The sequence below is a fragment of the Pseudomonas sp. 5Ae-yellow genome, from assembly GCF_014077575.1.
Taxonomy (GTDB): Bacteria; Pseudomonadota; Gammaproteobacteria; order Pseudomonadales; family Pseudomonadaceae; genus Halopseudomonas; species Halopseudomonas neustonica.
Window position 1 is genome coordinate 1 of the sequence record NZ_JACGWE010000043.1, and the last position, 24621, is coordinate 24621.

Annotated in this window: 35 protein-coding genes; 34 read left to right on the forward strand and 1 reads right to left on the reverse strand. The window is 54.2% G+C overall.

The window, feature by feature from the left end; genetic code table 11:
* The 30 genes from H4J77_RS16665 to H4J77_RS16810 form a co-directional block, all read left to right on the forward strand.
* Positions 1 to 758 (forward strand): elongation factor Tu (locus H4J77_RS16665; RefSeq protein WP_182249534.1); only part of this gene is annotated, 758 nt, incomplete at its 5' end.
* A gap of 157 nt (positions 759 to 915) precedes the next feature.
* A complete protein-coding gene (gene rpsJ / locus H4J77_RS16670) occupies positions 916 to 1227 on the forward strand; it encodes a 30S ribosomal protein S10 (RefSeq protein WP_028614853.1) in 312 nt (103 codons plus the stop codon).
* Between the two features lie 93 nt (positions 1228 to 1320).
* Positions 1321 to 1959, forward strand: a complete 639-nt coding sequence (gene rplC / locus H4J77_RS16675) for a 50S ribosomal protein L3 (protein ID WP_123890128.1) — start codon at positions 1321 to 1323, stop codon at positions 1957 to 1959.
* Between the two features lie 12 nt (positions 1960 to 1971).
* Positions 1972 to 2574 carry a 50S ribosomal protein L4 gene (rplD, locus tag H4J77_RS16680; RefSeq protein ID WP_123890129.1) on the forward strand — a complete coding sequence of 201 codons (603 nt, stop codon included), beginning with the start codon at positions 1972 to 1974 and terminating at the stop codon, positions 2572 to 2574.
* Positions 2571 to 2867, forward strand: coding sequence for a 50S ribosomal protein L23 (gene rplW / locus H4J77_RS16685; protein ID WP_123890132.1), 297 nt, complete (start codon positions 2571 to 2573; stop codon positions 2865 to 2867). The genes rplD and rplW overlap by 4 nt, the downstream gene beginning before the upstream one ends.
* A gap of 14 nt (positions 2868 to 2881) precedes the next feature.
* A complete protein-coding gene (gene rplB, locus H4J77_RS16690) occupies positions 2882 to 3706 on the forward strand; it encodes a 50S ribosomal protein L2 (protein ID WP_092287471.1) in 825 nt (274 codons plus the stop codon).
* Positions 3707 to 3723: 17 nt separating this feature from the next.
* Positions 3724 to 3999 carry a 30S ribosomal protein S19 gene (gene rpsS / locus H4J77_RS16695; RefSeq protein ID WP_092287472.1) on the forward strand — a complete coding sequence of 92 codons (276 nt, stop codon included), beginning with the start codon at positions 3724 to 3726 and terminating at the stop codon, positions 3997 to 3999.
* A gap of 11 nt (positions 4000 to 4010) precedes the next feature.
* Positions 4011 to 4343, forward strand: coding sequence for a 50S ribosomal protein L22 (rplV, locus tag H4J77_RS16700; RefSeq protein WP_123890134.1), 333 nt, complete (start codon positions 4011 to 4013; stop codon positions 4341 to 4343).
* A 9-nt stretch (positions 4344 to 4352) separates the two neighbouring features.
* Positions 4353 to 5033 carry a 30S ribosomal protein S3 gene (gene rpsC / locus H4J77_RS16705; protein ID WP_123890136.1) on the forward strand — a complete coding sequence of 227 codons (681 nt, stop codon included), beginning with the start codon at positions 4353 to 4355 and terminating at the stop codon, positions 5031 to 5033.
* An 11-nt stretch (positions 5034 to 5044) separates the two neighbouring features.
* The gene (rplP, locus tag H4J77_RS16710) at positions 5045 to 5458 is read left to right on the forward strand and encodes a 50S ribosomal protein L16 (RefSeq protein ID WP_123890138.1); all 414 of its coding nucleotides are present in this window, start codon (positions 5045 to 5047) and stop codon (positions 5456 to 5458) included.
* Complete coding sequence (rpmC, locus tag H4J77_RS16715) at positions 5458 to 5649, forward strand: 50S ribosomal protein L29 (protein WP_104739446.1); 192 nt, start codon at positions 5458 to 5460, stop codon at positions 5647 to 5649. Before rplP ends, rpmC begins: the two co-directional genes overlap by 1 nt.
* A 2-nt stretch (positions 5650 to 5651) precedes the next feature.
* The gene (rpsQ, locus tag H4J77_RS16720) at positions 5652 to 5915 is read left to right on the forward strand and encodes a 30S ribosomal protein S17 (RefSeq protein WP_092287475.1); all 264 of its coding nucleotides are present in this window, start codon (positions 5652 to 5654) and stop codon (positions 5913 to 5915) included.
* Between the two features lie 44 nt (positions 5916 to 5959).
* On the forward strand, positions 5960 to 6328 hold the full coding sequence (gene rplN, locus H4J77_RS16725; RefSeq protein WP_088277353.1) for a 50S ribosomal protein L14: 369 nt from the start codon (positions 5960 to 5962) through the stop codon (positions 6326 to 6328).
* An 11-nt stretch (positions 6329 to 6339) separates the two neighbouring features.
* On the forward strand, positions 6340 to 6654 hold the full coding sequence (gene rplX / locus H4J77_RS16730) for a 50S ribosomal protein L24 (RefSeq protein ID WP_123890141.1): 315 nt from the start codon (positions 6340 to 6342) through the stop codon (positions 6652 to 6654).
* 17 nt (positions 6655 to 6671) lie between these two features.
* A complete protein-coding gene (gene rplE / locus H4J77_RS16735) occupies positions 6672 to 7211 on the forward strand; it encodes a 50S ribosomal protein L5 (protein WP_182249536.1) in 540 nt (179 codons plus the stop codon).
* 11 nt (positions 7212 to 7222) lie between these two features.
* The gene (gene rpsN / locus H4J77_RS16740; protein WP_123890145.1) at positions 7223 to 7528 is read left to right on the forward strand and encodes a 30S ribosomal protein S14; all 306 of its coding nucleotides are present in this window, start codon (positions 7223 to 7225) and stop codon (positions 7526 to 7528) included.
* 39 nt (positions 7529 to 7567) lie between these two features.
* Positions 7568 to 7960, forward strand: a complete 393-nt coding sequence (gene rpsH, locus H4J77_RS16745; protein ID WP_123890147.1) for a 30S ribosomal protein S8 — start codon at positions 7568 to 7570, stop codon at positions 7958 to 7960.
* Positions 7961 to 7972: 12 nt separating this feature from the next.
* Entirely contained in the window at positions 7973 to 8503 is a 531-nt protein-coding gene (rplF, locus tag H4J77_RS16750) for a 50S ribosomal protein L6 (RefSeq protein WP_182249538.1), read from the forward strand.
* Between the two features lie 10 nt (positions 8504 to 8513).
* Positions 8514 to 8864, forward strand: a complete 351-nt coding sequence (rplR, locus tag H4J77_RS16755; protein WP_123890151.1) for a 50S ribosomal protein L18 — start codon at positions 8514 to 8516, stop codon at positions 8862 to 8864.
* A gap of 10 nt (positions 8865 to 8874) precedes the next feature.
* Positions 8875 to 9378, forward strand: coding sequence for a 30S ribosomal protein S5 (gene rpsE / locus H4J77_RS16760; RefSeq protein WP_123890153.1), 504 nt, complete (start codon positions 8875 to 8877; stop codon positions 9376 to 9378).
* 6 nt (positions 9379 to 9384) lie between these two features.
* Positions 9385 to 9567, forward strand: coding sequence for a 50S ribosomal protein L30 (gene rpmD / locus H4J77_RS16765; RefSeq protein WP_123890155.1), 183 nt, complete (start codon positions 9385 to 9387; stop codon positions 9565 to 9567).
* A 3-nt stretch (positions 9568 to 9570) separates the two neighbouring features.
* Positions 9571 to 10005 carry a 50S ribosomal protein L15 gene (gene rplO, locus H4J77_RS16770; protein ID WP_123890157.1) on the forward strand — a complete coding sequence of 145 codons (435 nt, stop codon included), beginning with the start codon at positions 9571 to 9573 and terminating at the stop codon, positions 10003 to 10005.
* A complete protein-coding gene (gene secY, locus H4J77_RS16775) occupies positions 10006 to 11334 on the forward strand; it encodes a preprotein translocase subunit SecY (RefSeq protein ID WP_123890158.1) in 1329 nt (442 codons plus the stop codon). It abuts the gene before it with no gap.
* A 24-nt stretch (positions 11335 to 11358) separates the two neighbouring features.
* Positions 11359 to 11475, forward strand: coding sequence for a 50S ribosomal protein L36 (rpmJ, locus tag H4J77_RS16780; protein WP_123890160.1), 117 nt, complete (start codon positions 11359 to 11361; stop codon positions 11473 to 11475).
* Positions 11476 to 11644: 169 nt separating this feature from the next.
* Positions 11645 to 12001: a 30S ribosomal protein S13 gene (gene rpsM / locus H4J77_RS16785; RefSeq protein ID WP_123890162.1), complete on the forward strand. Its 357-nt coding sequence runs from the start codon at positions 11645 to 11647 to the stop codon at positions 11999 to 12001.
* A 20-nt stretch (positions 12002 to 12021) separates the two neighbouring features.
* On the forward strand, positions 12022 to 12411 hold the full coding sequence (gene rpsK / locus H4J77_RS16790) for a 30S ribosomal protein S11 (RefSeq protein ID WP_092287487.1): 390 nt from the start codon (positions 12022 to 12024) through the stop codon (positions 12409 to 12411).
* A gap of 15 nt (positions 12412 to 12426) precedes the next feature.
* Positions 12427 to 13047 carry a 30S ribosomal protein S4 gene (gene rpsD, locus H4J77_RS16795; protein ID WP_123890164.1) on the forward strand — a complete coding sequence of 207 codons (621 nt, stop codon included), beginning with the start codon at positions 12427 to 12429 and terminating at the stop codon, positions 13045 to 13047.
* A 25-nt stretch (positions 13048 to 13072) separates the two neighbouring features.
* Positions 13073 to 14074, forward strand: coding sequence for a DNA-directed RNA polymerase subunit alpha (locus tag H4J77_RS16800; protein ID WP_182249540.1), 1002 nt, complete (start codon positions 13073 to 13075; stop codon positions 14072 to 14074).
* Between the two features lie 26 nt (positions 14075 to 14100).
* Complete coding sequence (gene rplQ / locus H4J77_RS16805; protein WP_123890167.1) at positions 14101 to 14481, forward strand: 50S ribosomal protein L17; 381 nt, start codon at positions 14101 to 14103, stop codon at positions 14479 to 14481.
* A gap of 290 nt (positions 14482 to 14771) precedes the next feature.
* Positions 14772 to 16730: a methyl-accepting chemotaxis protein gene (locus tag H4J77_RS16810; protein WP_182249542.1), complete on the forward strand. Its 1959-nt coding sequence runs from the start codon at positions 14772 to 14774 to the stop codon at positions 16728 to 16730.
* Between the two features lie 21 nt (positions 16731 to 16751).
* Here the strand turns inward: H4J77_RS16810 and uvrA are convergent, their stop codons facing one another.
* On the reverse strand, positions 16752 to 19583 hold the full coding sequence (uvrA, locus tag H4J77_RS16815) for an excinuclease ABC subunit UvrA (protein ID WP_182249544.1): 2832 nt from the start codon (positions 19581 to 19583) through the stop codon (positions 16752 to 16754).
* Between the two features lie 182 nt (positions 19584 to 19765).
* Here uvrA and H4J77_RS16820 point away from each other — a divergent pair, with 182 nt between their 5' ends.
* The 4 genes from H4J77_RS16820 (at position 19766) to H4J77_RS16835 (ending at position 24499) form a co-directional block, all read left to right on the forward strand.
* On the forward strand, positions 19766 to 21136 hold the full coding sequence (locus tag H4J77_RS16820) for an MFS transporter (RefSeq protein ID WP_235869793.1): 1371 nt from the start codon (positions 19766 to 19768) through the stop codon (positions 21134 to 21136).
* A 28-nt stretch (positions 21137 to 21164) separates the two neighbouring features.
* Complete coding sequence (gene ssb, locus H4J77_RS16825; protein ID WP_182249546.1) at positions 21165 to 21656, forward strand: single-stranded DNA-binding protein; 492 nt, start codon at positions 21165 to 21167, stop codon at positions 21654 to 21656.
* Between the two features lie 142 nt (positions 21657 to 21798).
* A complete protein-coding gene (locus tag H4J77_RS16830; RefSeq protein WP_182249548.1) occupies positions 21799 to 23004 on the forward strand; it encodes a site-specific integrase in 1206 nt (401 codons plus the stop codon).
* A complete protein-coding gene (locus H4J77_RS16835) occupies positions 22985 to 24499 on the forward strand; it encodes a site-specific integrase (RefSeq protein ID WP_310735003.1) in 1515 nt (504 codons plus the stop codon). Before H4J77_RS16830 ends, H4J77_RS16835 begins: the two co-directional genes overlap by 20 nt.
* Positions 24500 to 24621: the final 122 nt, after the last annotated feature.

A 24621-nucleotide genomic window follows, 5' to 3' on the forward strand; every position in this document is an offset into this window, starting at 1 on the left:
TGCTTGAGCTGGTAGAGATGGAAGTGCGTGATTTGCTGAGCGCCTATGACTTCCCGGGCGATGATACGCCCATCATCATCGGTTCTGCGCTGATGGCATTGGAAGGCAAAGACGACAACGAAATCGGTACAACTGCTGTCAAGAAGCTGGTTGAGACTCTGGATGCTTACATCCCTGAGCCTGAGCGCGCGATTGATAAGCCGTTCCTGATGCCTATCGAAGACGTGTTCTCCATCTCCGGTCGCGGCACTGTTGTGACTGGTCGTGTGGAGCGCGGCATCGTCAAGGTTGGTGAGGAAGTTGAGATCGTCGGTATCAAGGCGACTACCAAGACTACCTGTACCGGCGTTGAGATGTTCCGCAAGCTGCTTGACGAAGGTCGTGCTGGCGAGAACGTTGGTGTTCTGCTGCGTGGTACCAAGCGCGAAGACGTAGAGCGCGGTCAGGTTCTGGCCAAGCCGGGCACTATTACTCCTCACACTCGCTTCGAAGCCGAAGTGTATGTGCTGGGTAAAGACGAAGGCGGTCGTCACACTCCGTTCTTCAAGGGTTATCGTCCTCAGTTCTACTTCCGTACTACTGACGTTACCGGTTCCTGCGAATTGCCGGAAGGTATCGAGATGGTAATGCCTGGCGATAACGTTAAGCTGGACGTCACGTTGATCCATCCTATCGCGATGGAAGACGGTCTGCGCTTTGCGATTCGTGAAGGTGGCCGTACCGTAGGTGCGGGCGTGGTAGCCAAGATCATCGAGTGATGATCTAACGCCATACACAGGAGCCTCCGTTTGACGGGGGCTTTTGTATTTTGGTTGACAGTGGGGAAGTGCGTCAGTAGAATTGCGCCTCCCTTGGATGGGCTCACCCGGTTTTCGGGAGATGCTCTGAAAATAGTTGCTTGGAGTTTCTGGTCAAATGCAGAACCAACAGATCCGTATTCGGTTGAAGGCTTTTGACCATCGCCTGATTGATCAATCTACCCAGGAAATCGTGGATACCGCGAAACGTACTGGGGCTCAGGTGCGTGGTCCTATCCCTTTGCCGACGCGCAAAGAGCGTTTTACTGTACTGGTTTCTCCGCACGTCAACAAAGACGCGCGCGATCAGTACGAAATCCGTACCCATAAACGGGTATTGGATATAGTTCAGCCCACCGACAAGACTGTTGATGCGCTGATGAAGCTGGACTTGGCAGCAGGTGTCGAAGTTCAGATTAGCCTCGGCTAATAGCCCCACAAGACGGGGGCTATAGGTCGTGTAACGCCCTGTGTTGGGCGGCCATAGCGGGTGATAGCCCCGTGCACTCATGAGGTTTACAAGATGACTATTGGTTTAGTCGGCCGGAAATGCGGGATGACCCGCGTTTTCACTGAAGATGGTGTATCTATACCGGTTACGGTTGTAGAAGTAGAACCGAACCGTGTCACACAGGTTAAATCCCTGGACTCTGATGGCTATCAAGCTATTCAGGTAACTGTTGGTGAGCGTCGCGCTAGTCGCGTAAGCAAGCCGATGGCAGGGCACTTTGCCAAAGCGAATACTGCTGCAGGTCGTCAGGTGATGGAATTTCGCCTGGATGACAGCTCGCAGTACGAAGCTGGTGCAGAGTTGACCGTCAGCATTTTTGAAGCGGGCCAGAAGGTTGATGTTACTGGGCAGTCCAAAGGTAAGGGCTTCGCCGGTACTATCAAGCGCTGGAACTTCCGTGGTCAAGATGCAACTCACGGTAACTCGATCTCCCACCGCGTACCCGGTTCCATTGGTCAGTGTCAGACCCCTGGTCGTGTATTCAAGGGCAAGAAGATGTCTGGTCACATGGGTGCCGAACAGGTAACTGTGCAGACTCTTGAGGTTGTTCGTGTTGATGCCGAACGTAACCTGCTGCTCATCAAGGGCGCGGTACCTGGCGCGACCGGTAGCGACGTAATCGTTCGCCCGGCGGTCAAGGCCAAGGGTTAAGGGGGAGTTACCATGAATTTGAATGTAGCTGGCGCAAGCGCGATCGAAGTTTCCGATCTCACTTTTGCGACCGAATTTAATGAAACCCTCGTCCACCAAGCCGTAGTTGCATACATGGCTGGTGCTCGTCAGGGTACCAAGCAGCAGAAGAATCGTTCTGATGTGTCCGGTGGCGGCAAGAAGCCATGGCGTCAGAAAGGTACGGGTCGTGCCCGTGCCGGTACTATCCGCAGCCCTATCTGGCGTTCCGGTGGTACTACCTTCGCTGCTCGTCCACAGAATCACGAGCAGAAGCTGAACCGCAAGATGTACCGCGGCGCACTGCGCTCCATCCTTTCCGAGCTTATCCGCCTGGATCGTCTGGTCGTAGTTGAGAGCTTCTCCGTCGATGCACCCAAAACCAAGGCTCTGGCCGGCAAGTTGAAGGATCTTGATCTGCAGAACGTGCTGATCGTGACCGACGATATTGACGAGAATCTGTACCTGGCAGCGCGTAACCTGCCCCACGTCGACGTACGTGATGTACAGGGTTCCGACCCAGTTAGCCTGATCGCTTACGACAAGGTACTGATTACCGTACCTGCTGTTAAGAAGTTCGAGGAGATGCTGGGATGAACCAAGAGCGCATTTTTAAAGTACTGCTTGGCCCGCATGTATCCGAGAAGGCTACTGTGCTGGCCGACGGCAAAAACCAGTTCGTGTTCAAGGTAGAAACTACTGCGACCAAGCTGGAAATCAAGAAAGCCGTTGAGCAGCTGTTCAGCGTCAAGGTCAAGGCAGTATCGACCCTGAACGTTAAAGGCAAGACCAAGCGAACCGTTCGCGGCCTGGGCAAGCGTAGTGACTGGAAGAAGGCTTATGTCAGCCTGCAGCCCGGTCAAGACATCGACTTCGCCAGCGCTGAATAAGAGAGGGATACATCATGGCTATTGTTAAATGTAAACCTACTTCCGCTGGCCGCCGCTTCGTAGTCAAGGTCGTCAACTCTGACCTGCACAAGGGCGCTCCGTACGCCCCGCTGTTGGAGAAGCAAGGCAAGTCTGGTGGTCGTAACAATAATGGTCGCATTACCACGCGTCATCGTGGGGGCGGTCATAAGCAGCACTACCGTATGGTTGATTTTCGTCGCAACAAGGATGGCATTCCAGCCACCGTTGAGCGCGTTGAATATGATCCAAACCGTACCGCTCATATTGCTCTGCTGAAGTATGCCGACGGTGAGCGTCGCTACATTATCGCCCCCAAGGGCGTGCGTGCAGGCGACCAGCTGGTCTCTGGTGCTGAAGCACCAATCAAGGCCGGCAACTCACTGCCACTGCGTAACATTCCAGTGGGTAGCACCATTCACGCGATCGAACTGAAGCCCGGTAAAGGCGCTCAGGTTGCTCGCAGTGCAGGTGCAGCCGTTCAGCTGGTTGCCCGTGAAGGCGCTTACGTAACTGTTCGTCTTCGCTCTGGCGAGATGCGCAAGGTTCTCGGCGAGTGCCGTGCCACCCTGGGCGAAGTGTCCAACGGTGAGCACAGTTTGCGCTCTCTGGGTAAGGCTGGTGCCACACGCTGGCGCGGTGTTCGTCCGACTGTTCGTGGTGTTGCCATGAACCCGGTTGATCACCCACACGGTGGTGGTGAAGGTCGTACTTCTGGTGGTCGTCATCCCGTATCGCCGTGGGGCTTCCCCACCAAGGGTGCCAAGACTCGTTCCAACAAGCGCACTGACAAGATGATTGTCCGTCGTCGCAGCAAGTAATTAGAGGGGATACGACAGTGCCGCGTTCTCTGAAGAAAGGACCTTTTATCGATCTTCACCTGTTAAAGAAGATCGAAGTTGCAGTAGAAAAGAACGAGCGTAAGCCAATCAAGACCTGGTCACGCCGTTCCATGGTTCTGCCGCAGATGGTTGGTTTGACCATTGCTGTTCATAACGGTCGTCAGCATGTCCCGGTTATCATTTCCGAAGACATGGTCGGCCACAAGTTAGGCGAATTCTCTGCTACCCGGACCTATCGTGGTCACGTGGCAGACAAGAAAGCCAAGCGCTAAGGGGTTAGAAGATGGAAGTAGCCGCTACTCATAAGGGCGCCCGACTCTCTGCCCAGAAGGCACGCTTGGTCGCCGACCAAATCCGCGGTAAGAAAGTGGATGAGGCTCTGAACCTGCTGTCTTTCAGCAACAAGAAGGCCGCTGAAGTCATCAAGAAGGTGCTCGAATCGGCAATTGCCAATGCTGAGCATAATGATGGCGCGGACGTGGATGACCTTAAGGTCTCCACCGTGTTTGTTAACGAAGGTCGCTCTTTGAAGCGCATCATGCCACGTGCCAAAGGCCGTGCTGATCGCATCATCAAGCGGTCTTGTCATATCACGGTCAAGGTTGCTGACAAGTAGGAGTCGATCATGGGTCAGAAAGTACATCCGATTGGCATTCGCCTCGGTATCGTAAAACAGCACACTTCGGTGTGGTATGCAGATGGTCGTCAGTACGCTGATTATCTGTTCAATGATCTGAAAGTGCGTGAGTACATTCAGAAGAAGTTGAAAAGCGCTTCAGTCAGCCGCGTTGATATTCAGCGTCCGGCTCAGACAGCTCGCATTACCATTCACACTGCCCGTCCAGGCATCGTGATTGGCAAGAAGGGTGAAGACGTTGAAAAACTGCGTCAGGAATTGACCAGTCAAATGGGCGTGCCAGTGCACATCAACATCGAAGAGATCCGCAAGCCGGAACTCGACGGTGCTCTGGTAGCACAAAGCGTTGCTCAGCAGCTCGAGCGTCGTGTGATGTTCCGTCGCGCCATGAAGCGCGCAGTACAGAACGCCATGCGCATTGGTGCCAAGGGTATCAAGATCCAGGTTAGCGGCCGTCTCGGCGGCGCCGAGATCGCCCGTACCGAATGGTATCGCGAAGGTCGTGTGCCGCTGCACACCCTGCGCGCTGACATTGATTACGCAACGGCTGAAGCCCACACCACATACGGTGTGATCGGTGTGAAGGTTTGGATCTTCAAGGGTGAGATCATTGGTGGTCTCCAGGAAGAAACCAAAGCCGTCGCGACCAAGAAAAAAGCTGCTAAGTAAGGGGTACGCACATGTTACAACCAAAGCGTACGAAGTTCCGCAAGCAGATGACCGGCCACAACCGTGGCTTGGCGCATCGTGGTAGCAAGGTGAGCTTCGGTGAGTTCGCACTGAAAGCCGTAGGTCGCGGTCGACTGACTGCACGTCAGATCGAAGCGGCTCGTCGCGCCCTGACTCGTCACGTAAAACGTGGCGGTAAAATCTGGATTCGGGTGTTCCCCGACAAGCCTATCTCCAAAAAGCCTCTTGAGGTGCGGATGGGTAAGGGTAAGGGTAACGTCGAGTATTGGGTTGCCCAGATTCGCCCTGGCAAGATCCTTTACGAGATTGAAGGTGTTTCCGAAGAGATGGCTCGCGAGGCATTTGCCCTTGCTGCTGCCAAACTGCCTCTCGCTACCACCTTTGTTAAGCGGACGGTGATGTAATGAAAGCGACAGAACTTCGTGAAAAATCTGCTGAGCAGCTGAATGAACAACTGCTCACACTGCTGCGCGATCAGTTCAATCTGCGCATGCAGAAAGCAACCGGTCAGCTCGGTCAGAGTCATCTGCTGAACCAAGTTAAGCGCGACATCGCTCGCGTCAAGACTGTGCTCAATCAGAAGGGTGGTAACTGATCATGGCCGAGAACAAAACAGTACGTACCGTTACTGGCCGTGTGGTCAGTAACAAGATGGACAAGACCGTCACCGTGCTCATCGAGCGCCAGGAAAAGCACCCACTGTACGGTAAGTACGTGACGCGCTCTACCAAGCTCAAAGCGCACGATGAGAACAACGACTGCCGCATTGGCGATCTGGTTACTATCCGGGAAACCCGCCCCTTGGCTAAAACCAAGAGCTGGGATCTGGTTCAGATCGACGAGCGCGCGGCGCAAGTTTAAAGCCCCGCGCTGTTTAGCGGATTATTTAAGGGTCGGAGAAAGTTATGATTCAGACTCAATCCATGTTGGATGTAGCTGATAACAGTGGTGCACGTCGCGTTATGTGTATCAAGGTTCTGGGCGGTTCTCACCGTCGCTACGCCGGCATTGGCGATATCATCAAGGTGACCGTGAAGGAAGCAATTCCCCGCGGCAAAGTAAAGAAAGGCCAGGTGCTTAACGCGGTCATCGTGCGTACCCGTCACGGTGTACGCCGTACGGACGGTTCGCTGATCCGTTTTGATGGCAACGCAGCCGTTCTGCTCAACAACAAGAATGAGCCGATCGGTACCCGCATCTTTGGGCCAGTGACTCGTGAGCTGCGTAATGAGCAGTTCATGAAGATCGTTTCCCTCGCGCCCGAAGTGCTGTAAGGAGCCCGGTCATGCAAAAGATTAAACGTGACGACGACGTAATCGTCATCGCCGGTAAAGATAAAGGCAAGCGCGGTAAAGTCCTGAAAGTTGGGGATGATTCCCGCATGCTTATTTCCGGTGTCAACATTGTCAAGCGCCACACCAAGGCTAACCCCATGGCTGGTTCGCAGGGCGGTATTGTTGAGAAGGAGGCGCCAATCCACGTCTCCAACGTGGCTATCTTCAACCCGGAGACCAGCAAAGCCGATCGTATCGGTTTTAAGGTCGAAGACGGTAAGAAGGTTCGTATTTTCAAGTCGACGCAAAAAGCCGTCGACGCTTGAGAATCTAGGTGCTTACCATGGCGAGATTAAAAGAAACATATAGCACTACCATCGTTCCCAAGCTCCAGGAAGAACTGGGCCTGAAGAACGTTATGGAAGTGCCGAAGATCACCAAGATCACCCTGAATATGGGTCTTGGCGAAGCTGTCGGTGATAAGAAGATCATCGAAAATGCAATGGCAGACCTTGAGAAGATCACTGGCCGTAAAGGCATCGTGACCTACGCTCGCAAATCCATTGCCGGCTTCAAAATTCGTGACGGCTGGCCGATTGGCGTGAAGGTAACTCTGCGCCGCGAACAGATGTACGAATTCCTCGACCGTCTGCTGTCGATTTCCCTGCCACGCGTTCGTGACTTTCGCGGTCTGAATGCCAAGTCGTTTGACGGCCGGGGTAACTACAGCATGGGCGTCAAGGAGCAGATCATTTTCCCAGAGATCGATTACGATAAAATCGACACTCTGCGTGGTCTGGACATTACCTTGACTACCACAGCTCGGACTGACGACGAAGGTCGTGCGCTACTGCGTGCGTTCAACTTCCCGTTCCGTAACTAGGAGTCAGGTAAATGGCTAAAGTTAGTATGAAAAACCGCGAGGCCAAGCGCTCTCGTCTGGTTGCTAAGTACGCTACCAAGCGTGCTGAGCTGAAGGCTACTGTCGGCAACGTCAACGCTTCTGTTGAAGAGCGTTGGGCTGCCCAGGTTGCTTTGCAAAAATTGCCGCGCGATGCCAGCCCGGTTCGTCAGCGTAACCGCTGCCGCATCACTGGTCGTCCGCACGGTGTATACCGCAAGTTTGGTCTGAGCCGCATTAAGCTGCGCGAAGCAGCCATGCGCGGTGACGTACCAGGTCTGGTCAAGGCCAGCTGGTAAACCCAATCTTAATTACTCAGTTTCAGGAGCACAAAGCCCATGAGTATGCAGGACCCGTTAGCTGATATGCTGACCCGTATCCGTAATGCCCAGATGGCTGAGAAGTCCAGCGTCAGCATGCCTGCGGCAAAGCTGAAGGTGGCTGTCGCCAAAGTCCTTCAAGAAGAAGGTTACGTAGCCGGTTACGAAGTGGATGGCGAAGTTAAGCCTACCCTGTCTATCGAACTTAAGTATTTCGAAGGCAAGCCGGTTATTGAAGATCTTAAGCGCGTAAGTCGTCCAGGCCTACGCCAGTACAAGTCCGTTGGCCAGATTCCTAAGGTCAAGGGTGGGCTGGGTGTTTCGATCGTCTCCACCAATAAAGGTGTGATGACCGATCGTGCTGCTCGCGCTGCCGGTATCGGCGGTGAAGTACTCTGCACCGTATTCTGATAGGGGGTTACGATGTCTCGCGTCGCTAAGGACCCTGTCAAATTGCCACAGGGTGTAGAAGTAAAATTGGATGGTCAGGAATTGTCAATCAAGGGTGCCAAAGGTAGCCTTGATCTGAGCCTGCATCCATTGGTTGAAGTTGTCCACGAAGATGGTCTGCTGCGGTTTGTGGCCCGTCCAGGTAGTGTGAACCAGGCTATGGCCGGTACCACTCGCGCGTTGGTCAACAATATGGTTGTCGGTGTTACCGAGGGCTTCGAGCGCAAGCTGCAGCTGGTTGGTGTAGGTTATAAGGCTCAGGCTAAAGGTCAGGTTCTGAACCTGGCTCTGGGTTACTCACACCCAATCGACTATCAGCTGCCAGAGGGCGTTTCTGCTGAAACCCCGAGCCAGACTGACATTATTATCAAAGGTATCGACAAGCAGCTGGTCGGCCAGGTAGCCGCGGAAATTCGTGATTTCCGTCGCCCCGAGCCCTATAAGGGCAAGGGTGTTCGCTACGCCGATGAGGTCGTGCGTCGTAAAGAAGCCAAGAAGAAGTAGGGCATAGCAAATGAGCGATAAAAAAGTTATTCGTCTCCGTCGCGCTCGCCGTTCGCGCTTGAAAATGCGTGAATTGGAAGCCGTTCGTCTGTGCGTGTACCGTTCTTCGCAGCACATGTACGCACAAGTGATCTCTGCAGATGGTTCCACCGTGTTGGCTTGCGCCTCCACGTTGGATTCGGACCTGCGCAGCGGTAGTACTGGCAATATCGAAGCCGCCAAGAAAGTCGGCCTTCTGGTTGCTGAGCGCGCCAAGGCCGCCGGTGTAACTCAGGTCTCCTTCGACCGTTCCGGCTTCAAGTATCATGGTCGCGTAAAAGCGCTGGCCGACGCCGCTCGTGAAGGCGGGCTGGAATTCTAAGGGTAGAGCTATGGCTAATTTCGATCAGAAGCGCGACGAAGGTTACATTGAGAAACTTGTTCAAGTTAACCGCGTTGCCAAAGTTGTAAAAGGCGGCCGTATCTTCGCTTTCACTGCTCTGACTGTAGTGGGTGATGGTAAAGGTCGTGTGGGTTTCGGTCGCGGTAAGGCGCGTGAAGTGCCTGCTGCTATCCAGAAAGCCATGGAAGCCGCTCGTCGTAACATGATTCAGGTTGACCTGAATGGCACAACGCTGCAGTACGCTGTTCGTGCTGCTCATGGCGCCTCCAAGGTGTTCATGCAGCCTGCGTCTGAAGGTACCGGTGTTATCGCCGGTGGTGCAATGCGCGCCGTCCTCGAAGCCGCTGGCGTTCATAACGTTTTGGCCAAGTGTTACGGTTCCACTAATCCGGTTAACGTCGTTCAGGCTACCTACAAGGGTCTGAAGTCGATGCAGTCTCCCGAGTCTGTAGCGGCCAAGCGCGGCAAGACCGTTGAAGATATCGTGGGGTAAACGGACATGGCTAACGAAAAAATTAAAGTGACCCTGTTCAAAAGTGTTGTCGGTCGTCTGCCAAACCATAAGGCCTGCGTTAAAGGTCTGGGTTTGCGTCGCATCAACCACACTGTCGAGGTCGAAGATACTCCGGCCGTTCGTGGGATGATCAATAAGGTCTCCTACATGGTTCGGGTAGAGGGTTAAGACATGAAACTGAATGATCTGCGTTCTGCGCCAGGTGCACGCCGTGAAAAGCTGCGCGTTGGCCGTGGTATCGGTAGCGGTCTGGGTAAGACTGCTGGTCGCGGTCACAAAGGTCTGACTTCTCGTTCCGGTGGCTCTGTAGCCCCCGGTTTCGAGGGTGGTCAGCAGCCTTTGCATCGCCGTCTGCCCAAGTTTGGTTTTACTTCCAAGCTGGCAATGGTGACCGCTGAAGTTCGTACCAGCGAGCTGAATGCTGTTGATGCTGAGGTCATTGACCTGCAGGCATTGAAAGATGCCAACATCATCGGCAACAAGTTTGTACGTGCCAAGATTGTCCTCTCCGGCGACGTAACCAAAGCGGTTAACGTTAAAGGTCTGGCGATCACTAAAGGTGCTCGTGCAGCGATCGAAGCAGCTGGCGGCAAGATCGAGGAATAAATGGCTAAGCAAGGCGCTCTTTCTGGAATGAATCAAGGTGGCTTGAGTGAACTCTGGGGGCGCCTGCGCTTTCTGTTCCTCGCGATCATCGTTTACCGTATCGGGGCGCATATTCCGGTTCCCGGCATAAACCCTGATCGTCTGGCTGATCTGTTCAAACAGAATGAAGAGACGATCCTTAGTCTGTTCAATATGTTTTCTGGTGGTGCCCTGGAGCGGATGAGTATTTTCGCTCTGGGTATCATGCCGTATATCTCTGCATCCATCATAATGCAGCTGATGACGGCGGTGAGCCCATCGCTGGAGCAGTTGAAGAAGGAAGGGGAGTCCGGTCGCCGGAAGATAAGTCAGTACACGCGTTATCTGACGCTGGTGCTGGCTTTTATCCAAGCCATCGGTATGTCGGTTGGCCTGGCAAGTCAGGGCGTCGCATTTGATATTGGTTTCAGCTTTTACTTTATCGCTGTCACCACCTTTGTATCAGGCGCAATGTTCATGATGTGGTTGGGCGAGCAGATCACCGAGCGGGGTGTCGGTAACGGCATCTCCATGTTGATCTTTGCTGGTATTGTCGCGGGCTTGCCTAGCGCAGTCGGGCAGTCCTTCGAGGGTGCACGCTTAGGCACGATCAACATTTTTGCGTTGATTGGTGTGGCTCTTGTGGCTATCGCCATGATCGCGTTCATTGTATTCGTGGAACGCGGCCAGCGCAGAATTACGGTCAATTACGCCAAGCGTCAGCAGGGACGTAAAGTCTTTGCTGCACAAACCAGTCATTTGCCCTTGAAGGTCAATATGGCGGGTGTTATTCCAGCGATTTTTGCCAGCAGTATCCTGTTGTTCCCAGCGTCGCTGGGTACCTGGTTCGCCCAGGGTGACAATATGGAATGGCTGCAAAAGCTGACTCAGGCTATTGGGCCGGGTAAGCCGCTGAATATCATTCTGTTTAGTGCGGGGATTATTTTCTTCTGCTTTTTCTATACAGCATTGATGTTCAATCCTAAGGATGTAGCGGAGAACCTCAAGAAGTCAGGTGCATTTATTCCGGGTATTCGTCCGGGTGAGCAATCCGCTCGCTACATTGATAGCGTGCTGACTCGTCTTACCTTGTTTGGTGCCCTGTATATGACCGCTGTTTGCCTGTTGCCGCAGTTTTTGGTGGTATCGGCTAATGTGCCCTTCTATTTGGGTGGGACATCGCTGTTGATCGTCGTAGTGGTTGTTATGGACTTCATGTCCCAAGTACAATCGCACCTCGTTTCTCAGCAGTACGAGTCTCTAATGAAGAAATCTAACCTGAAAGGTTACGGCAGCGGCATGATCCGCTGAGTATTCAGGTTTTAGGAGTCGGCTATGAAAGTTGCAGCATCAGTTAAGAAGCTTTGCCGTAACTGCAAGATCATCCGTCGCAATGGTTGCGTACGCGTGATTTGCAGCGCTGAGCCCCGTCATAAACAGCGCCAGGGTTAATTCCCCGGTTCTGATTTAAGGCTACGTCTCAGGATAACCGCCTCCCGGCCATTAGTTTGGCTGGGGGGTTGAATTTTGTTTTTGTTAGCGCTACCCTACTGCACCCTTTTTCGAGCAACCTATTATTGTTCTGGGTTGAGTCAGGTAGCTGTCAGACGGAGTAAATTGGATGGCCCGTATTGCAGGCGTCAACATCCCGGATAACAAACATACTGTTATCTCTCTGACCTATATTTTTGGTATTGGTCAGACCAAAGCACAGCAGATCTGTGCGTCAACTGGCATTGCGCCAGATGCGAAAATCAAGGATCTGAGCGAGGAGCAGATTGATACTCTGCGCAATGAAGTTGCCAAAAGCACTGTTGAAGGTGACTTGCGCCGGACGATCAATATGAACGTCAAGCGCCTCATGGATCTTGGCTGCTATCGCGGTCTGCGTCATCGTCGTGGCCTTCCGGTCCGCGGCCAGCGCACCAAGACCAACGCTCGCACCCGTAAGGGTCCGCGCAAGCCGATCCGTAAGTAATTGCGAAGGAATATACAGATATGGCTAAGCCTGCTGCTCGTGTTCGTAAGAAAGTAAAAAAGACAGTGGTTGATGGGATTGCCCACATCCATGCGTCTTTCAATAACACCATCATTACCATTACTGACCGTCAGGGCAATGCTCTGAGCTGGGCTACTTCAGGTGGCTCTGGTTTCCGTGGTTCGCGTAAAAGTACTCCCTTTGCTGCTCAGGTTGCAGCTGAGCGTGCCGGTAACGCCGCCCTGGATTATGGTTTGAAAAATCTCGACGTTTGTGTGAAGGGCCCTGGCCCAGGTCGTGAATCAGCTGTTCGTGCGTTGAATTCTTGTGGTTACAAGATCAGCAGCATCACTGATGTCACCCCTATTCCACACAACGGCTGCCGCCCGCCCAAGAAGCGTCGCGTTTAATCAGGAGACGGTATAATGGCTAGATATATTGGTCCGAAGTGTAAGCTGTCTCGTCGCGAAGGCACTGATTTGTTCCTCAAGAGCGGCGTGCGAGCTCTCGATTCCAAGTGCAAGCTGGAAAGCCCTCCGGGCGTTCACGGCCAGCGTCGTGGTCGTCTGTCGGAGTACGGCACTCAGCTGCGCGAGAAGCAAAAAGTACGTCGTATGTACGGTGTTCTTGAGCGTCAGTTCAGCAACTACTACAAGGAAGCTGCTCGTCTTAAGGGCGCTACCGGTGAGAACCTGCTGCAATTGCTTGAGCGTCGTCTAGACAACGTCGTTTATCGTATGGGTTTTGGTACTACTCGCGCCGAAGCGCGCCAGTTGGTATCGCACAAGTCCATCAGTGTTAACGGCAAAACAGTCAACATCGCATCTTACCTGGTTGTTCCCGGTGATGTGGTCGCTGTCCGTGAAAAAGCTAAGAACCAGCTGCGCATCAATGGTGCTCTGGAACTCGCTGCTCAGCGCGGCATGGCTGAGTGGGTTGAAGTGGACGCTGCCAAGAAAGAAGGCGTGTTCAAGAGCCTGCCCTCACGGAGTGATTTGTACGCTGACATCAACGAAAACTTGATCGTCGAGCTTTACTCCAAGTAAGCGACAGACAGCAAAAGGTGCCCCCATGCAGAGTTCGGTTACCGAGTTTCTAACACCACGTCACATCGACGTACAGGAAACTTCGCCTATGCGCGCCAAGATCACTCTTGAGCCGTTGGAGCGTGGTTTCGGTCATACCCTGGGCAATGCGCTACGCCGCATTTTGCTCTCCTCCATGCCCGGCTGTGCCGTGGTAGAGGCGGAAATCGAAGGCGTTTTGCATGAGTACAGCGCCATTGAGGGCGTGCAGGAAGATGTCATCGAGATCCTGCTCAACCTGAAAGGGTTGGCGATCAATATGCACGGTCGTGATCACGTGACCCTGAGCCTTTCCAAGAAAGGCCCAGGTTTAGTGACCGCTGCCGATATCCAGTTGGATCATGATGTAGAGATCGTTAACCCGGAGCACGCGATTGCGACGTTGTCCGATAACGGTGAGCTAAACATGAAGCTGACTGTTGCTCGTGGCCGTGGCTACGAGCCGTCCGATGCGCGTCAGTCAGATGAAGACGAAAGTCGTTCAATTGGCCGCCTGCAGCTTGATGCTACTTATACGCCGGTTCGCCGCGTCGCATATGTAGTGGAAAGCGCTCGTGTTGAGCAGCGCACCAACCTGGATAAGCTGGTCATCGATCTGGAGACCAACGGTACTCTGGACCCTGAAGAGGCCATCCGTCGTGCCGCGACTATCCTGCAACAGCAGCTGGCAGCCTTTGTAGATTTGAAAGGTGATCAGGAGCCGGTAGTCGAGCCGCAAGAGGATGAGATTGATCCTATCCTTCTGCGCCCGGTAGACGATCTTGAGCTGACTGTCCGTTCGGCCAACTGTCTGAAGGCTGAAAATATTTACTATATTGGCGATCTGATCCAGCGTACCGAAGTAGAGCTGCTGAAGACCCCGAACCTGGGCAAGAAATCTTTGACCGAAATCAAGGACGTTCTAGCCTCTCGTGGTCTGTCTCTGGGTATGCGATTGGACAACTGGCCGCCTGCAAGCTTGAAGAAGGACGATAAGGTTTCGGCCTGATCGTCTCGACACCGAGGAATTGAGAGATGCGTCATCGTAAAAGTGGTCGTCACCTAAATCGGACCAGCGCGCACCGTAAAGCCATGTTTCAAAACATGGCCGTGTCGCTGTTCGAAAATGAACTGATCAAAACTACTCTGCCAAAAGCCAAGGAACTGCGCCGCGTTGCCGAGCCGCTGATCACCCTGGCCAAGGAAGACACTGTTGCCAATCGTCGTCTGGCTTTCGACCGTACCCGCAGCAAGGAAGCGGTCGGCAAGCTGTTCAACGATCTGGGTAAGCGCTATGCAACCCGTCCGGGTGGTTATGTGCGTATCCTGAAGTGCGGTTTCCGCGCAGGCGATGCAGCGCCCATGGCGTATGTTGAGCTGGTTGATCGTCCAGAGCTGGCAACAGCTGACGAGTAAGCGGTAAGCAATTCAAGAAGACCGGCCATAGGCCGGTTTTTTTGTGCCCGTATTTTGTTGCGGGAAGGCCTCTGTCGGTTTATTTCCACCTGCCCGCTTTTGCCCCATTTAAGTGCGTACTGGCGCAGTGCTGGCGCGGGTATTTCTTGGCTGCGCCTGTTATCGTTTACCTGCCTGCGATGAGGCTCCCTGTTCATGGGAGGGTAAAAATAAATTTACATTTGTGCGTTAAGTTGCACGAATATTGCTAGTAACCGGACATTCACCCCCTTTGTTCGGAGCGCTCTGCAATGTCGTTACGTTTTAAACTGGCAGCTACTTATATTCTGGTTGGTCTTTTGCCGGTTATCGCGGTTGCATTCAGCGTGTACGAACAGGCTAGCGGGGCGTTGCGCGAGCAGACCCTGAACAGCCTTGAGGCGGTGGCCAGTATTAAGCAGCAACAGTTGCAGAGTAATTGGCGGTCCAGGCATAACCAGTTGCAAACCCTTGCTACCAACCTATCCAACAATTACGCGGGCCTGGATCAAATGGCGTTGATCAGCGCCTCTAACTACGATCGCCCTACCTTCCAAAGCTTTATTGAAACCTATGGCTACAGCGATCTAAAGCTGATTAGCCCTGAGGGCAAAGTATTTTTTAGTGTGATGCGGGGGGACGACTATCAGGCTGACCTGCTATCTGACGAGTGGAGTAAACGTCCGCAGGGGCAATTGGCGGCAGAGGGGCTTAGCAAAGGTACGGCTTTCATTGATGATCTTAGGGTCAATCCGCTTAACGGAGAGCCAACTCAGTTCATGGTTGCGCCGATCGGCGTGGACGATGAGGTCAACGGGCTGATAATGCTTGAGCTGCCGTTGGCTCCCTTGAATGAAGTGATGCAGTCGCGCCGGGGCTTGGGAGAGTCGGGTGAAACCTACCTGGTAGGCGAGGATGGCCTGCTACGTTCTGACTCTGCGAGATTTGCCGACCGGCTGGTGGCAAGAGCGGGTAGTCAGGGCCAGCTTATTGAAGCAGAGGCGGTTCAACGCGCGATTGGCGGCGAGCAAGGGCGGCTGCTGGAGCCCGGACTTGATGGTTCTGATTCATTGAAAGCCTTCGTTCCTGTCAACTTTGATGGGCAACGCTGGGCGTTGATCGCGGAGATGGATGTAAGCGAAGCTTATGCGCCTGTTCGCCGCCTGATGCGCCAGGTTTTGCTGTTGGGTCTGGCGACCGTGATCGCGGTGATTATTGCTACCCTGCTCATTAGTCGCAGCGTCATGCGCCCGCTTGGGGGTGAGCCGGGCACCATGGCGGCTCTGGCCCAGCGCCTATCTACCGGTGATATGCAGGTCGAATCCACGGAGGTTAACCCTGGTGGGCTAATGGCTGCCCTGCACAAGATGGCCAGTGCCTGGCGCGATATTGTGGGGCAACTAAGGTCGTCTACTGAGGCGGTGACTGCCGCCAGCGATGATATTCTCCAGGCTGCGGGTAAGACGAGCGTAAGACTGGATCAACAGCAACAAGCGGTCGAGCTGGTGGTTACCGCGGCGGATCAGATGGCTGCTACCGTTCAAGAGATCGCGAGCAGTGCCACCAGTAGCGCAGAGGGTAGCTCTGCCGCCCGGGATGCCTTTGGTGCCATGCAATTGACCCTCGAGAGCATGATAGAGCGGCAGGACACACTGCTTGTCAGTTTGCGCTCAGCTGATCAGGACGTTCATACCCTAGCCTCTGACAGCGAGCAGATCGGTGCTGTTTTGCAGGTTATCTCCGGTATCGCCGAGCAAACCAACCTGCTTGCCCTCAACGCTGCCATTGAGGCTGCTCGCGCTGGCGAGCAAGGCCGTGGTTTTGCTGTCGTCGCAGACGAGGTGCGCAGTCTTGCGCTGCGCACGCGTACTGCGACTGACGAGATTCATGGCATTATCGCGATGCTGGATACGTCTTCTCAGCAGGCAATGCAGCGTATGCAGGGGGCCGCTGGCCAGGCGCAGGGCTTGGAGCAGGAAACTCAGGCCGTACTGGGCTCGCTGAGTCTATTGGATGAGTCGTTGCAAGGCGTGCATGCGTTGGCGTTTCAGATCGCAACTGCCGCGGAGCAGCAGGCTGCGACGACCTCAGAGGTCAATTTGCATATGCATGAGTTGCAGGCAATGGCTGAGGAAAACCGACAAACAGCGGAATACACTCGCCAGAGCGGAGAGCGCTTGCACAAAGTGGCCGACAGTCAAAAGCAGCTGGTAGCGCATTTTCAGCTGTAATGATGCCGGCCGTCTGCGCTGTTAGCGGTCGCGTTCCAGCAGGGGGCCGAGGAAGCGACCAGTATGTGAAACCGCCTCGGCGGCGACTTCTTCCGGGGTACCGGTAGCGATGATTAGTCCGCCGCCGGAACCGCCCTCTGGGCCTAAATCGACTAACCAGTCAGCGGTCTTGATAACATCCAGGTTATGTTCGATCACGACGACGGTGTTGCCGTGATCGCGCAAGCGATGCAGCACGTCGAGCAACTGCTGGATGTCGGCAAAGTGCAGGCCGGTAGTGGGCTCGTCCAGAATATAGAGGGTTTTGCCGGTATCGCGCTTTGACAGTTCGCGGGCCAACTTGACCCTTTGCGCTTCACCGCCGGAAAGGGTGGTGGCTGACTGACCGAGACGGATGTAGGTAAGGCCAACATCGATCAGGGTTTGCAGCTTGCGCGCTAGCGCAGGCACCGCTTCAAAGAATTCACGCGCTTCCTCGATCGTCATCTCAAGGATTTCGTGAATGTTCTTGCCCTTGTATTTGATCTCCAGTGTTTCCCGGTTGTAGCGTTTGCTTTTGCATACGTCGCAGGGCACATAGATATCCGGCAGGAAATGCATCTCTACCTTGATCAGGCCATCGCCCTGACAGGCCTCGCAGCGCCCACCTTTAACGTTAAAGGAGAAGCGCCCTGCCTTGTAGCCACGCGAGCGTGCTTCCTGCGTGCCGGCAAACAACTCGCGAATCGGCGTGAACAGACCGGTGTAGGTCGCCGGGTTGGAGCGTGGGGTACGGCCGATTGGGCTCTGGTCTATATCCACCACTTTATCCAGATGCTGCAAGCCATCAAAGCTTTTGTACGGAGCAGCTTCCAGCGTGGTCGCACCATTGAGTGCGGTCGCTGTAATGGGGAATAGGGTGTTGTTGATCAGGGTCGATTTACCTGAACCGGAGACGCCCGTTACACACGTCAGCAGGCCAACCGGAATAGCCAGGTCGACATTCTGCAAATTGTTGCCGCACGCCCCTTTGAGCTTGAGCCACTGGTCTTTTCTGACCGGTGTGCGCTGAGCGGGGATTGGGATCTTGACCTTGCCTGACAGATACTTGCCGGTCAGCGAATCGGGATTGTTCATGACCTCTTCTGGTGTGCCCTTGGCGACGATTTCCCCACCGTGGACGCCAGCACCAGGACCTATATCGACGACATAGTCAGCCATGCGGATGGCATCTTCATCATGCTCGACAACGATGACCGTGTTGCCTAGCTCACGCAGGTGAGTCAGGGTGGCGAGCAGGCGCTCGTTATCGCGTTGGTGCAGGCCGATAGAGGGCTCGTCGAGGATATACATGACGCCAACCAGCCCGGCACCAATCTGACTGGCCAAGCGGATACGCTGCGCCTCGCCGCCCGAGAGCGTATCGGCGCTACGATCCAGCGTCAGGTAATCCAGCCCCACGTTGACCAGGAACATCAGTCGCGCGCGGATTTCCTTGAGGATTTTCTCGGCGATTTCACCGCGGTTACCCTGCAGTGTCAGCTGTCCAAAATACTCAGCTGCAGCGCCTACGGGCATGGTAGTGACGCCCGGCAGGTTGCGGTCATCAATGAATACGTGGCGCGCCTCGCGGCGCAGGCGTGTGCCGTGGCAGTCGGGGCAGGGTTGCGTGCTGAGGTACTTGGTCAGCTCTTCGCGCACGCTTTGCGACTCGGTTTCGCGGTAGCGACGTTCCAGATTGGGCAATATGCCTTCAAAGGGGTGCTCGCGGCGCACCACATCGCCACGATCGTTCAGGTAGCGGAAGGGTACCTTGTCATTACCAGTACCGCTAAGCACCAGTTTGCGATGGTGGTCTTGCAGGTCGTCAAACGCCAAGTCGAGATTGATGCTGTAGTGCTCGGCCAGCGAGCTGAGCATCTGAAAGTAGTACACATTGCGGCGATCCCAGCCGCGAATGGCGCCTTCGGCCAAGGTTAGCTCGCCGTTTACCAGGCGCTTCTGATCAAAGAACTGTTTTACGCCCAAGCCGTCGCACCCCGGGCAGGCTCCGGCGGGGTTGTTGAAGGAGAACAGGCGGGGTTCCAGCTCGCTGATTGAGTGGCCGCACTCAGGGCAGGCAAAGCGTGCGCTGAAGGTCACTTCATCGCCTTCTTCGCCTTCCATGGGGGCAATGATGGCGATGCCATCTGCCAGGCCAATGGCGGTCTCAAAGGATTCAGCCAGTCGCTGCTGCAGATCTTCACGTACCTTGAAGCGGTCAACTACCACTTCAATAGTGTGTTTGCGTTTCTTGTCGAGCGCAGGTGCTTCATCGAGTTCATGGATTCGGCCATCGATGCGCGCCCTTACAAAGCCCTGAGCGCGCAGCTCGTCGATCAGCGCCAGGTGTTCGCCCTTGCGTTCACGCATGACTGGCGCGAGCAACATCAGCTTGCGGCCTTCCGGCATAGCCAGCACCTGGTCCACCATCTGGCTGATGGTTTGTGCGGCCAGAGGCAGGTCGTGATCGGGGCACATGGGGATGCCCACGCGGGCAAAAAGCAGGCGCAGGTAGTCGTAAATCTCGGTAATGGTGCCGACGGTAGAACGTGGGTTGTGCGAGGTTGATTTCTGCTCGATAGAGATAGCCGGCGAGAGACCTTCGATGTGGTCTACATCGGGTTTTTCCATCATCGACAGGAACTGGCGTGCATAGGCCGATAGCGATTCTACGTAGCGGCGCTGTCCCTCGGCATAGAGTGTGTCGAAAGCGAGTGAAGACTTGCCGGAGCCGGACAGGCCGGTAATCACGATCAGTTTGTCGCGCGGTAAGTCGAGGTCGATATTCTTCAGGTTGTGGGTGCGAGCCCCACGTATCACGATGGTATCCACAGCCCATTTACCCCCAGCCAGCAAAGCGGACAAGTATACGTTGTCAGGCGGTCTACGGGCAAAGAAGCCTGCATCTTTCCGGATTTTGCAGCCAATGTAACAAGGTATGTCAAATCAACGCGGGCAAATACGATGCATCGCAACCGCGTCGTGGTAAAATCGCGCTTTTTTTGGGAGCAGTCATGCAGCAGGCCGATTCCATGAGCCCTTTAGAGCGCCGCGCCGCCATATCGCTGGCGCTGGTGTTTGCTTTTCGCATGCTGGGTCTGTTCATGGTGCTGCCGGTACTGGCCACCTATGGTCAAAGCCTGGCTGGTGCGACTCCGGTATTGATCGGGATGGCCATTGGTTGTTACGGCCTGACCCAGGCATTTCTGCAAATTCCCTTTGGCATGCTGTCGGATCGCATCGGGCGTAAACCCGTCATCCTCTTTGGTTTATTGCTGTTTGCGCTGGGTGGTTTGCTCGCCGCGCAGGCAGACAGTATTCAGCAAGTGATTGCCGGACGGATTTTGCAGGGCGCTGGTGCTATTGCGGCGGCTGTTATGGCGCTGGTGGCTGACTTGACTCAAGAGCAGAATCGCACCAAAGCCATGGCGATGATCGGTATGAGCATTGGTAGCGCCTTTGCTGTGGCTATGGTGGCGGGCCCGGTTATCGCCGGGCTGGCTGGCTTGCATGGGGTGTTTCTCTCGACCAGCGTGCTGGCGGTCGTCGGCATGTTGCTAGTCATCTTTTGTGTACCCACACCGCAAACCTCATTGCGCCACCGTGAGGCGGGCGTCGTGCGTGCCGCGTTTCTACCTGCGCTGCGTAACCCCGATTTGCTGCGCCTTAATTACGGCATTGCCTCGCTCCATGCGATCCTTATGGCGACTTTCATTGCGGTACCGCTGGCGCTGCAGCAGCATGCTCATCTGCCCAAGGAGCAGCATTGGTGGGTGTACCTGGCCGCGCTGCTGATTTCCTTTTTTGCCATGGTTCCTTTTATCATTTATGCCGAGAAGCAGCGGCAGATGAAACGGGTGGTCCTGGGCGCGATTGCTATGCTGTTGCTGGTACAGCCCATGTTCTGGCTGAGCATGGACTCGCTACCCTGGCTGGTCGCGACTATCGTGCTTTTCTTTGTCGGTTTTAATCTGCTGGAAGCGACATTACCGTCACTGCTGAGCAAAATTGCCCCGGCTGGCGGCAAGGGTACAGCGATGGGGGTGTATTCCACCAGCCAGTTTGCCGGTGCTGCCCTGGGTGGCGTCATGGGTGGCTGGATATTTGGCCATTTCGGCCTGCTCGGCGTGTTTGCCGGTTGCGGGCTCTTGGCACTGTCGTGGCTGGTTATTGGTGTTACCATGAACGAACCGCCTTACGTGACCAGCTATCGCTTGGCACTGACTCCCGCGCAGTCACAGGATACGTCCTTGTCGGACAGTTTGCTGGCCGTGCCGGGTGTGGCAGAAGCATTCATAGTGGCGGAAGAAGCCGCCGCATACATAAAAGTCGACAGCAAAGAGCTGGATCGTGAGGCGCTGGACCGAGTTGTAGCGCCCGTTTGATCACCGCAGAAATATCAGGAGAAGAGGAATGGCCAGAGGCGTCAATAAAGTTATTTTGATCGGTAATGTCGGTGGTGATCCCGAGGTTCGTTACATGCCGAACGGCAATGCGGTGGCCAACGTAACGCTGGCCACCAGCGACAGCTGGAAAGACAAGCAAACCGGTCAGCAGCAGGAGCGTACCGAGTGGCACCGAGTGGTGTTCTTTGGACGTATTGCCGAAGTGGTTGGCGAGTACGCACGCAAGGGTTCCAAGCTCTATATTGAAGGCCGCTTGCAGACCCGCGAGTGGGAAAAAGACGGCGTCAAACGCTATACCACTGAGGTGGTTGTCGATATGGGTGGCCAGATGCAGTTGCTTGATGGCCGTCCCTCTGGTGGCGAGCAAAATGCTGCACCGCGTCAGCAGCAGCCTTCGCGCCCGGCACCACAGCAGCAACCCGCCGCACAGCCGCAGCAGCAAGCACCGCAGCAGCCTGCTCCGGATTACGACAGCTTTGATGACGACATTCCTTTCTGAATTATACCTGAGATAATTCTGTAAAGTTGTAGCCCCACAGCCCCCGCCCCGCGGGGGTTTTTTTGTTTTGGGAGTGTAATAATATTGTTGCAAAGATTTTACAAGTCTACTACCGTGACAAAGTGTAAAGAATGGAGGCTGTATGACAGTAGCGTTGAGACGCTTTATTGCTGAAGACGGAGAGCGTCACGCGATATTAGTCGACGAGCAAGGTATGCCACTTTTCTATCCCACTTTGTGGGTGACAGTGGTTATTCGGGGCGGTGCGAGAGCGCTTAACACAATCCAGAACGCTCTAAACGCACTCAAATGTTTGTACGTTTGGGAGGAACGATTCGGAATAAATATTGAGCAGAGATTCGCTAGGGGTCTTATTTTGCAAGGCAGAGAGATCCACGCCCTAAGAGATTTTCTGCAGGAATCTTTATCGCAGGATGCGGAACCCAGGGCCGCCGTCCCCGTTTCGAGGAGATGCAAGACAGTTAGCTCCAGCAGCCATTATGCCAGGATGACGGTGGCCGCCGAGTATCTCGAATTTCTTGCAAGGCGGCTATGCCCGGTTAGCGAGGAGAACGAGAGGCGGATCACCTCCATGGTTACGCAGATAAAGGCCAACCGGCCAAAACAAACATCGAAAACGCTAGGTAATGACCGGGAGGAGAGATTCTTAAACGATGCTGAACTGGATTTATTGGCGGAAAGGCTGAAGCCTGGTGCAGAAAATAACCCTTTCGCTGGATACCCAGTTCAGTTTAGAAATGCGCTCATGTTTGCCATTCTTCGCGTAACCGGGTTGCGTCGAGGAGAGTTGCTCAATTTGAGGGTTGATGATATCGATTTTGCCGCCAATACACTCCGTGTCGTCAGACGAGCCGACTCCCCTCAAGATATCCGACGTTATCAGCCAGTAGCCAAAACCCGCGAGCGTCAGTTTCCACTGGACCCGGAATTGCTCAGTACTATCCATGATTACGTGGTCCTGCATCGCAGCAAGCTTCCGGCAGCCAAGCGGCATGGGTATCTTTTCGTTACCCATAAAGAAGGACGGTATCTCGGGTCACCCCTTTCTAACTCGGGCTTTAGCAAGTTCATTGCAGGATTGATTACAACGTCTGGGCGCCTCCATGCGCACAAGCTCAGGCACCATTGGAATTACACATTTTCAAGCTTGAGCGACGCTAAAGGCCTAACCGCGGCGAGGGAGGAAAAACTCCGCTCGTACCTCATGGGCTGGGAGCAAACATCTGGTACTGCTGCGATCTACAATCGCAGGCACATAAAGAAGGAAGCAGGAGAATCTATGCTAGAGCTTCAAAGGAAAAGGCTCCGTGGAAAACCGAATGTTTAAAGCGAAAAATATTTCCGAAGCAGGCCCGCAGACAACATCCATTTTTGTGGCGCGAGACGGGTATGAAGTCGACTTTAACGGAGCAAGCTGGAAGCTTAATAAAGACACGAGCTTTCTTGTATCAAAGGCATCTCGTTTTCTGTCAGAACGGATGTACCGAACTTTCAAAGAAGTGCTAGTCACCTACGCGAAAAATTATTCGCCGGCGTACGTCGCCGCGCTTCACGATTGCTCAGTAAGTTATTTTCGCGCAACTGAAACGCTCCCACCCTTCAGCGTCGAGTCTCTTATTTCCTATCGAGGTCAGTTGGGCAGGGAGGGAGAGCCCGAGCTGGCGTGCCTGCGAACGCTCGTCCGAAAATGGCATGCTCTTGGTTTTGAAGGAGTGCCAGAAGAGGCCATTAGTCTTTTAAAAAAATGGAGGCTTTCCGGCGGTGACCGTGGAAAGCCGGTGCGTTCGATGTGTCCCAAACGTGGACCGCTGTCAGATATGGAAATGGATACTGTCATTACTGGGCTCACAGAAGCGTATCAAGCGGGTTCTATCTCGACTACCGAGATAGCGCTTGTGATGAGTTTAATAATGACGGGGCGAAGGCCTGCTCAAATTACAGCATTGAAAATTCGTGACCTGTCTAGCAGCTCCGGACAGTATTACTTGAACGTGCCGCGAGCCAAGCAGCGAAATGAAGGGGGTTGGCGCAACACCTTCAAGCAAGTCCCGATCGTGGAAGACCTGTGGTTTTTATTATGCATGCAAGCTGATTTGGTATACGGGGAACTGCAAAAGTTAGCGCCGGGCCTTGCTCCTGAGCTTCGTCAGAACCTTCCTATATTTCCTAATCTTAGCGCACTGAACAGGTCCGAAGATATTGTTGCAGATCTCAATAGCGACAAAATGCATATGTCGGTTGCAGTACTTCAAAAGACGATGGTCCAAGTAGCTCAAAAAATAACAGCGATCAGCGAGCGAACGGGCGAGCCCATCGTGATGAACGCTTACCGTTTTCGTTACACTTTGGGCACCAACCTCGGGCGGGAAGGCAAGGGAGAATCCGTCATAGCGGAGGCGCTGGATCACGCAGACACCCAGCACACCGGTGTATACGTAAAAAATTTACCAGAAATTGTGGAGCGACTTGACGAAGCCACTGCCTACTATCTAGCTCCAATTGCTCAGGCATTTCGCGGAGTGATCGTTAAAAGTGAGAAAGAGGCTCGACGTGGCAGTGATATTTCCAGTCGAGTATCGAATGGGGACGAAAACTTGGGGAATTGCGGCAGCTATGGCTTCTGTGGAGCGCTTGGGCCTATAGCTTGTTATACCTGTAATCAGTTTCAACCATGGATAGACGGGCCCCATGAGGCCGTGCTCGCGCATCTTTTGCAGGAACGCGACAGGGTTCTGGATGTAACACAAGACCTAAAAATAGCCTCTACCAATGATCGTCTCATTCTTGCTGTGACTGATGTGATTACCCGTTGCAACAACTGAATAGCCCCTAGTTTCGTAGACACCTCCAGGCCTTATAATCAAGGCACCCAGGAGGTCCAATGAGCAACTCACGCTACACCGAAGAATTCAAAATTGAAGCCGTCAAACAGGTGGCTGGCCGA

Bases quoted from the DNA above. Each gene is read 5' to 3' on its own strand.
- rplE (WP_182249536.1), top strand. From the start codon at position 6,672: ATGGCGAGATTAAAAGAAACATATAGCACTACCATCGTTCCCAAGCTC.
- rplD (WP_123890129.1), top strand. From the start codon at position 1,972: ATGAATTTGAATGTAGCTGGCGCAAGCGCGATCGAAGTTTCCGATCTC.
- rplO (WP_123890157.1), top strand. From the start codon at position 9,571: ATGAAACTGAATGATCTGCGTTCTGCGCCAGGTGCACGCCGTGAAAAG.
- rplX (WP_123890141.1), top strand. From the start codon at position 6,340: ATGCAAAAGATTAAACGTGACGACGACGTAATCGTCATCGCCGGTAAA.
- rplF (WP_182249538.1), top strand. From the start codon at position 7,973: ATGTCTCGCGTCGCTAAGGACCCTGTCAAATTGCCACAGGGTGTAGAA.
- rpmC (WP_104739446.1), top strand. From the start codon at position 5,458: ATGAAAGCGACAGAACTTCGTGAAAAATCTGCTGAGCAGCTGAATGAA.
- rplQ (WP_123890167.1), top strand. From the start codon at position 14,101: ATGCGTCATCGTAAAAGTGGTCGTCACCTAAATCGGACCAGCGCGCAC.
- rplB (WP_092287471.1), top strand. From the start codon at position 2,882: ATGGCTATTGTTAAATGTAAACCTACTTCCGCTGGCCGCCGCTTCGTA.
- rpsH (WP_123890147.1), top strand. From the start codon at position 7,568: ATGAGTATGCAGGACCCGTTAGCTGATATGCTGACCCGTATCCGTAAT.
- rpsJ (WP_028614853.1), top strand. From the start codon at position 916: ATGCAGAACCAACAGATCCGTATTCGGTTGAAGGCTTTTGACCATCGC.
- rplR (WP_123890151.1), top strand. From the start codon at position 8,514: ATGAGCGATAAAAAAGTTATTCGTCTCCGTCGCGCTCGCCGTTCGCGC.
- H4J77_RS16820 (WP_235869793.1), top strand. From the start codon at position 19,766: ATGCAGCAGGCCGATTCCATGAGCCCTTTAGAGCGCCGCGCCGCCATA.
- rplN (WP_088277353.1), top strand. From the start codon at position 5,960: ATGATTCAGACTCAATCCATGTTGGATGTAGCTGATAACAGTGGTGCA.
- H4J77_RS16800 (WP_182249540.1), top strand. From the start codon at position 13,073: ATGCAGAGTTCGGTTACCGAGTTTCTAACACCACGTCACATCGACGTA.
- rpsD (WP_123890164.1), top strand. From the start codon at position 12,427: ATGGCTAGATATATTGGTCCGAAGTGTAAGCTGTCTCGTCGCGAAGGC.
- rpsN (WP_123890145.1), top strand. From the start codon at position 7,223: ATGGCTAAAGTTAGTATGAAAAACCGCGAGGCCAAGCGCTCTCGTCTG.
- H4J77_RS16830 (WP_182249548.1), top strand. From the start codon at position 21,799: ATGACAGTAGCGTTGAGACGCTTTATTGCTGAAGACGGAGAGCGTCAC.
- rpsK (WP_092287487.1), top strand. From the start codon at position 12,022: ATGGCTAAGCCTGCTGCTCGTGTTCGTAAGAAAGTAAAAAAGACAGTG.
- rpmD (WP_123890155.1), top strand. From the start codon at position 9,385: ATGGCTAACGAAAAAATTAAAGTGACCCTGTTCAAAAGTGTTGTCGGT.
- secY (WP_123890158.1), top strand. From the start codon at position 10,006: ATGGCTAAGCAAGGCGCTCTTTCTGGAATGAATCAAGGTGGCTTGAGT.
- rpsQ (WP_092287475.1), top strand. From the start codon at position 5,652: ATGGCCGAGAACAAAACAGTACGTACCGTTACTGGCCGTGTGGTCAGT.
- rpsM (WP_123890162.1), top strand. From the start codon at position 11,645: ATGGCCCGTATTGCAGGCGTCAACATCCCGGATAACAAACATACTGTT.
- rplW (WP_123890132.1), top strand. From the start codon at position 2,571: ATGAACCAAGAGCGCATTTTTAAAGTACTGCTTGGCCCGCATGTATCC.
- H4J77_RS16810 (WP_182249542.1), top strand. From the start codon at position 14,772: ATGTCGTTACGTTTTAAACTGGCAGCTACTTATATTCTGGTTGGTCTT.
- ssb (WP_182249546.1), top strand. From the start codon at position 21,165: ATGGCCAGAGGCGTCAATAAAGTTATTTTGATCGGTAATGTCGGTGGT.
- rplP (WP_123890138.1), top strand. From the start codon at position 5,045: ATGTTACAACCAAAGCGTACGAAGTTCCGCAAGCAGATGACCGGCCAC.
- rpmJ (WP_123890160.1), top strand. From the start codon at position 11,359: ATGAAAGTTGCAGCATCAGTTAAGAAGCTTTGCCGTAACTGCAAGATC.
- rplC (WP_123890128.1), top strand. From the start codon at position 1,321: ATGACTATTGGTTTAGTCGGCCGGAAATGCGGGATGACCCGCGTTTTC.
- rpsC (WP_123890136.1), top strand. From the start codon at position 4,353: ATGGGTCAGAAAGTACATCCGATTGGCATTCGCCTCGGTATCGTAAAA.
- rpsE (WP_123890153.1), top strand. From the start codon at position 8,875: ATGGCTAATTTCGATCAGAAGCGCGACGAAGGTTACATTGAGAAACTT.
- rplV (WP_123890134.1), top strand. From the start codon at position 4,011: ATGGAAGTAGCCGCTACTCATAAGGGCGCCCGACTCTCTGCCCAGAAG.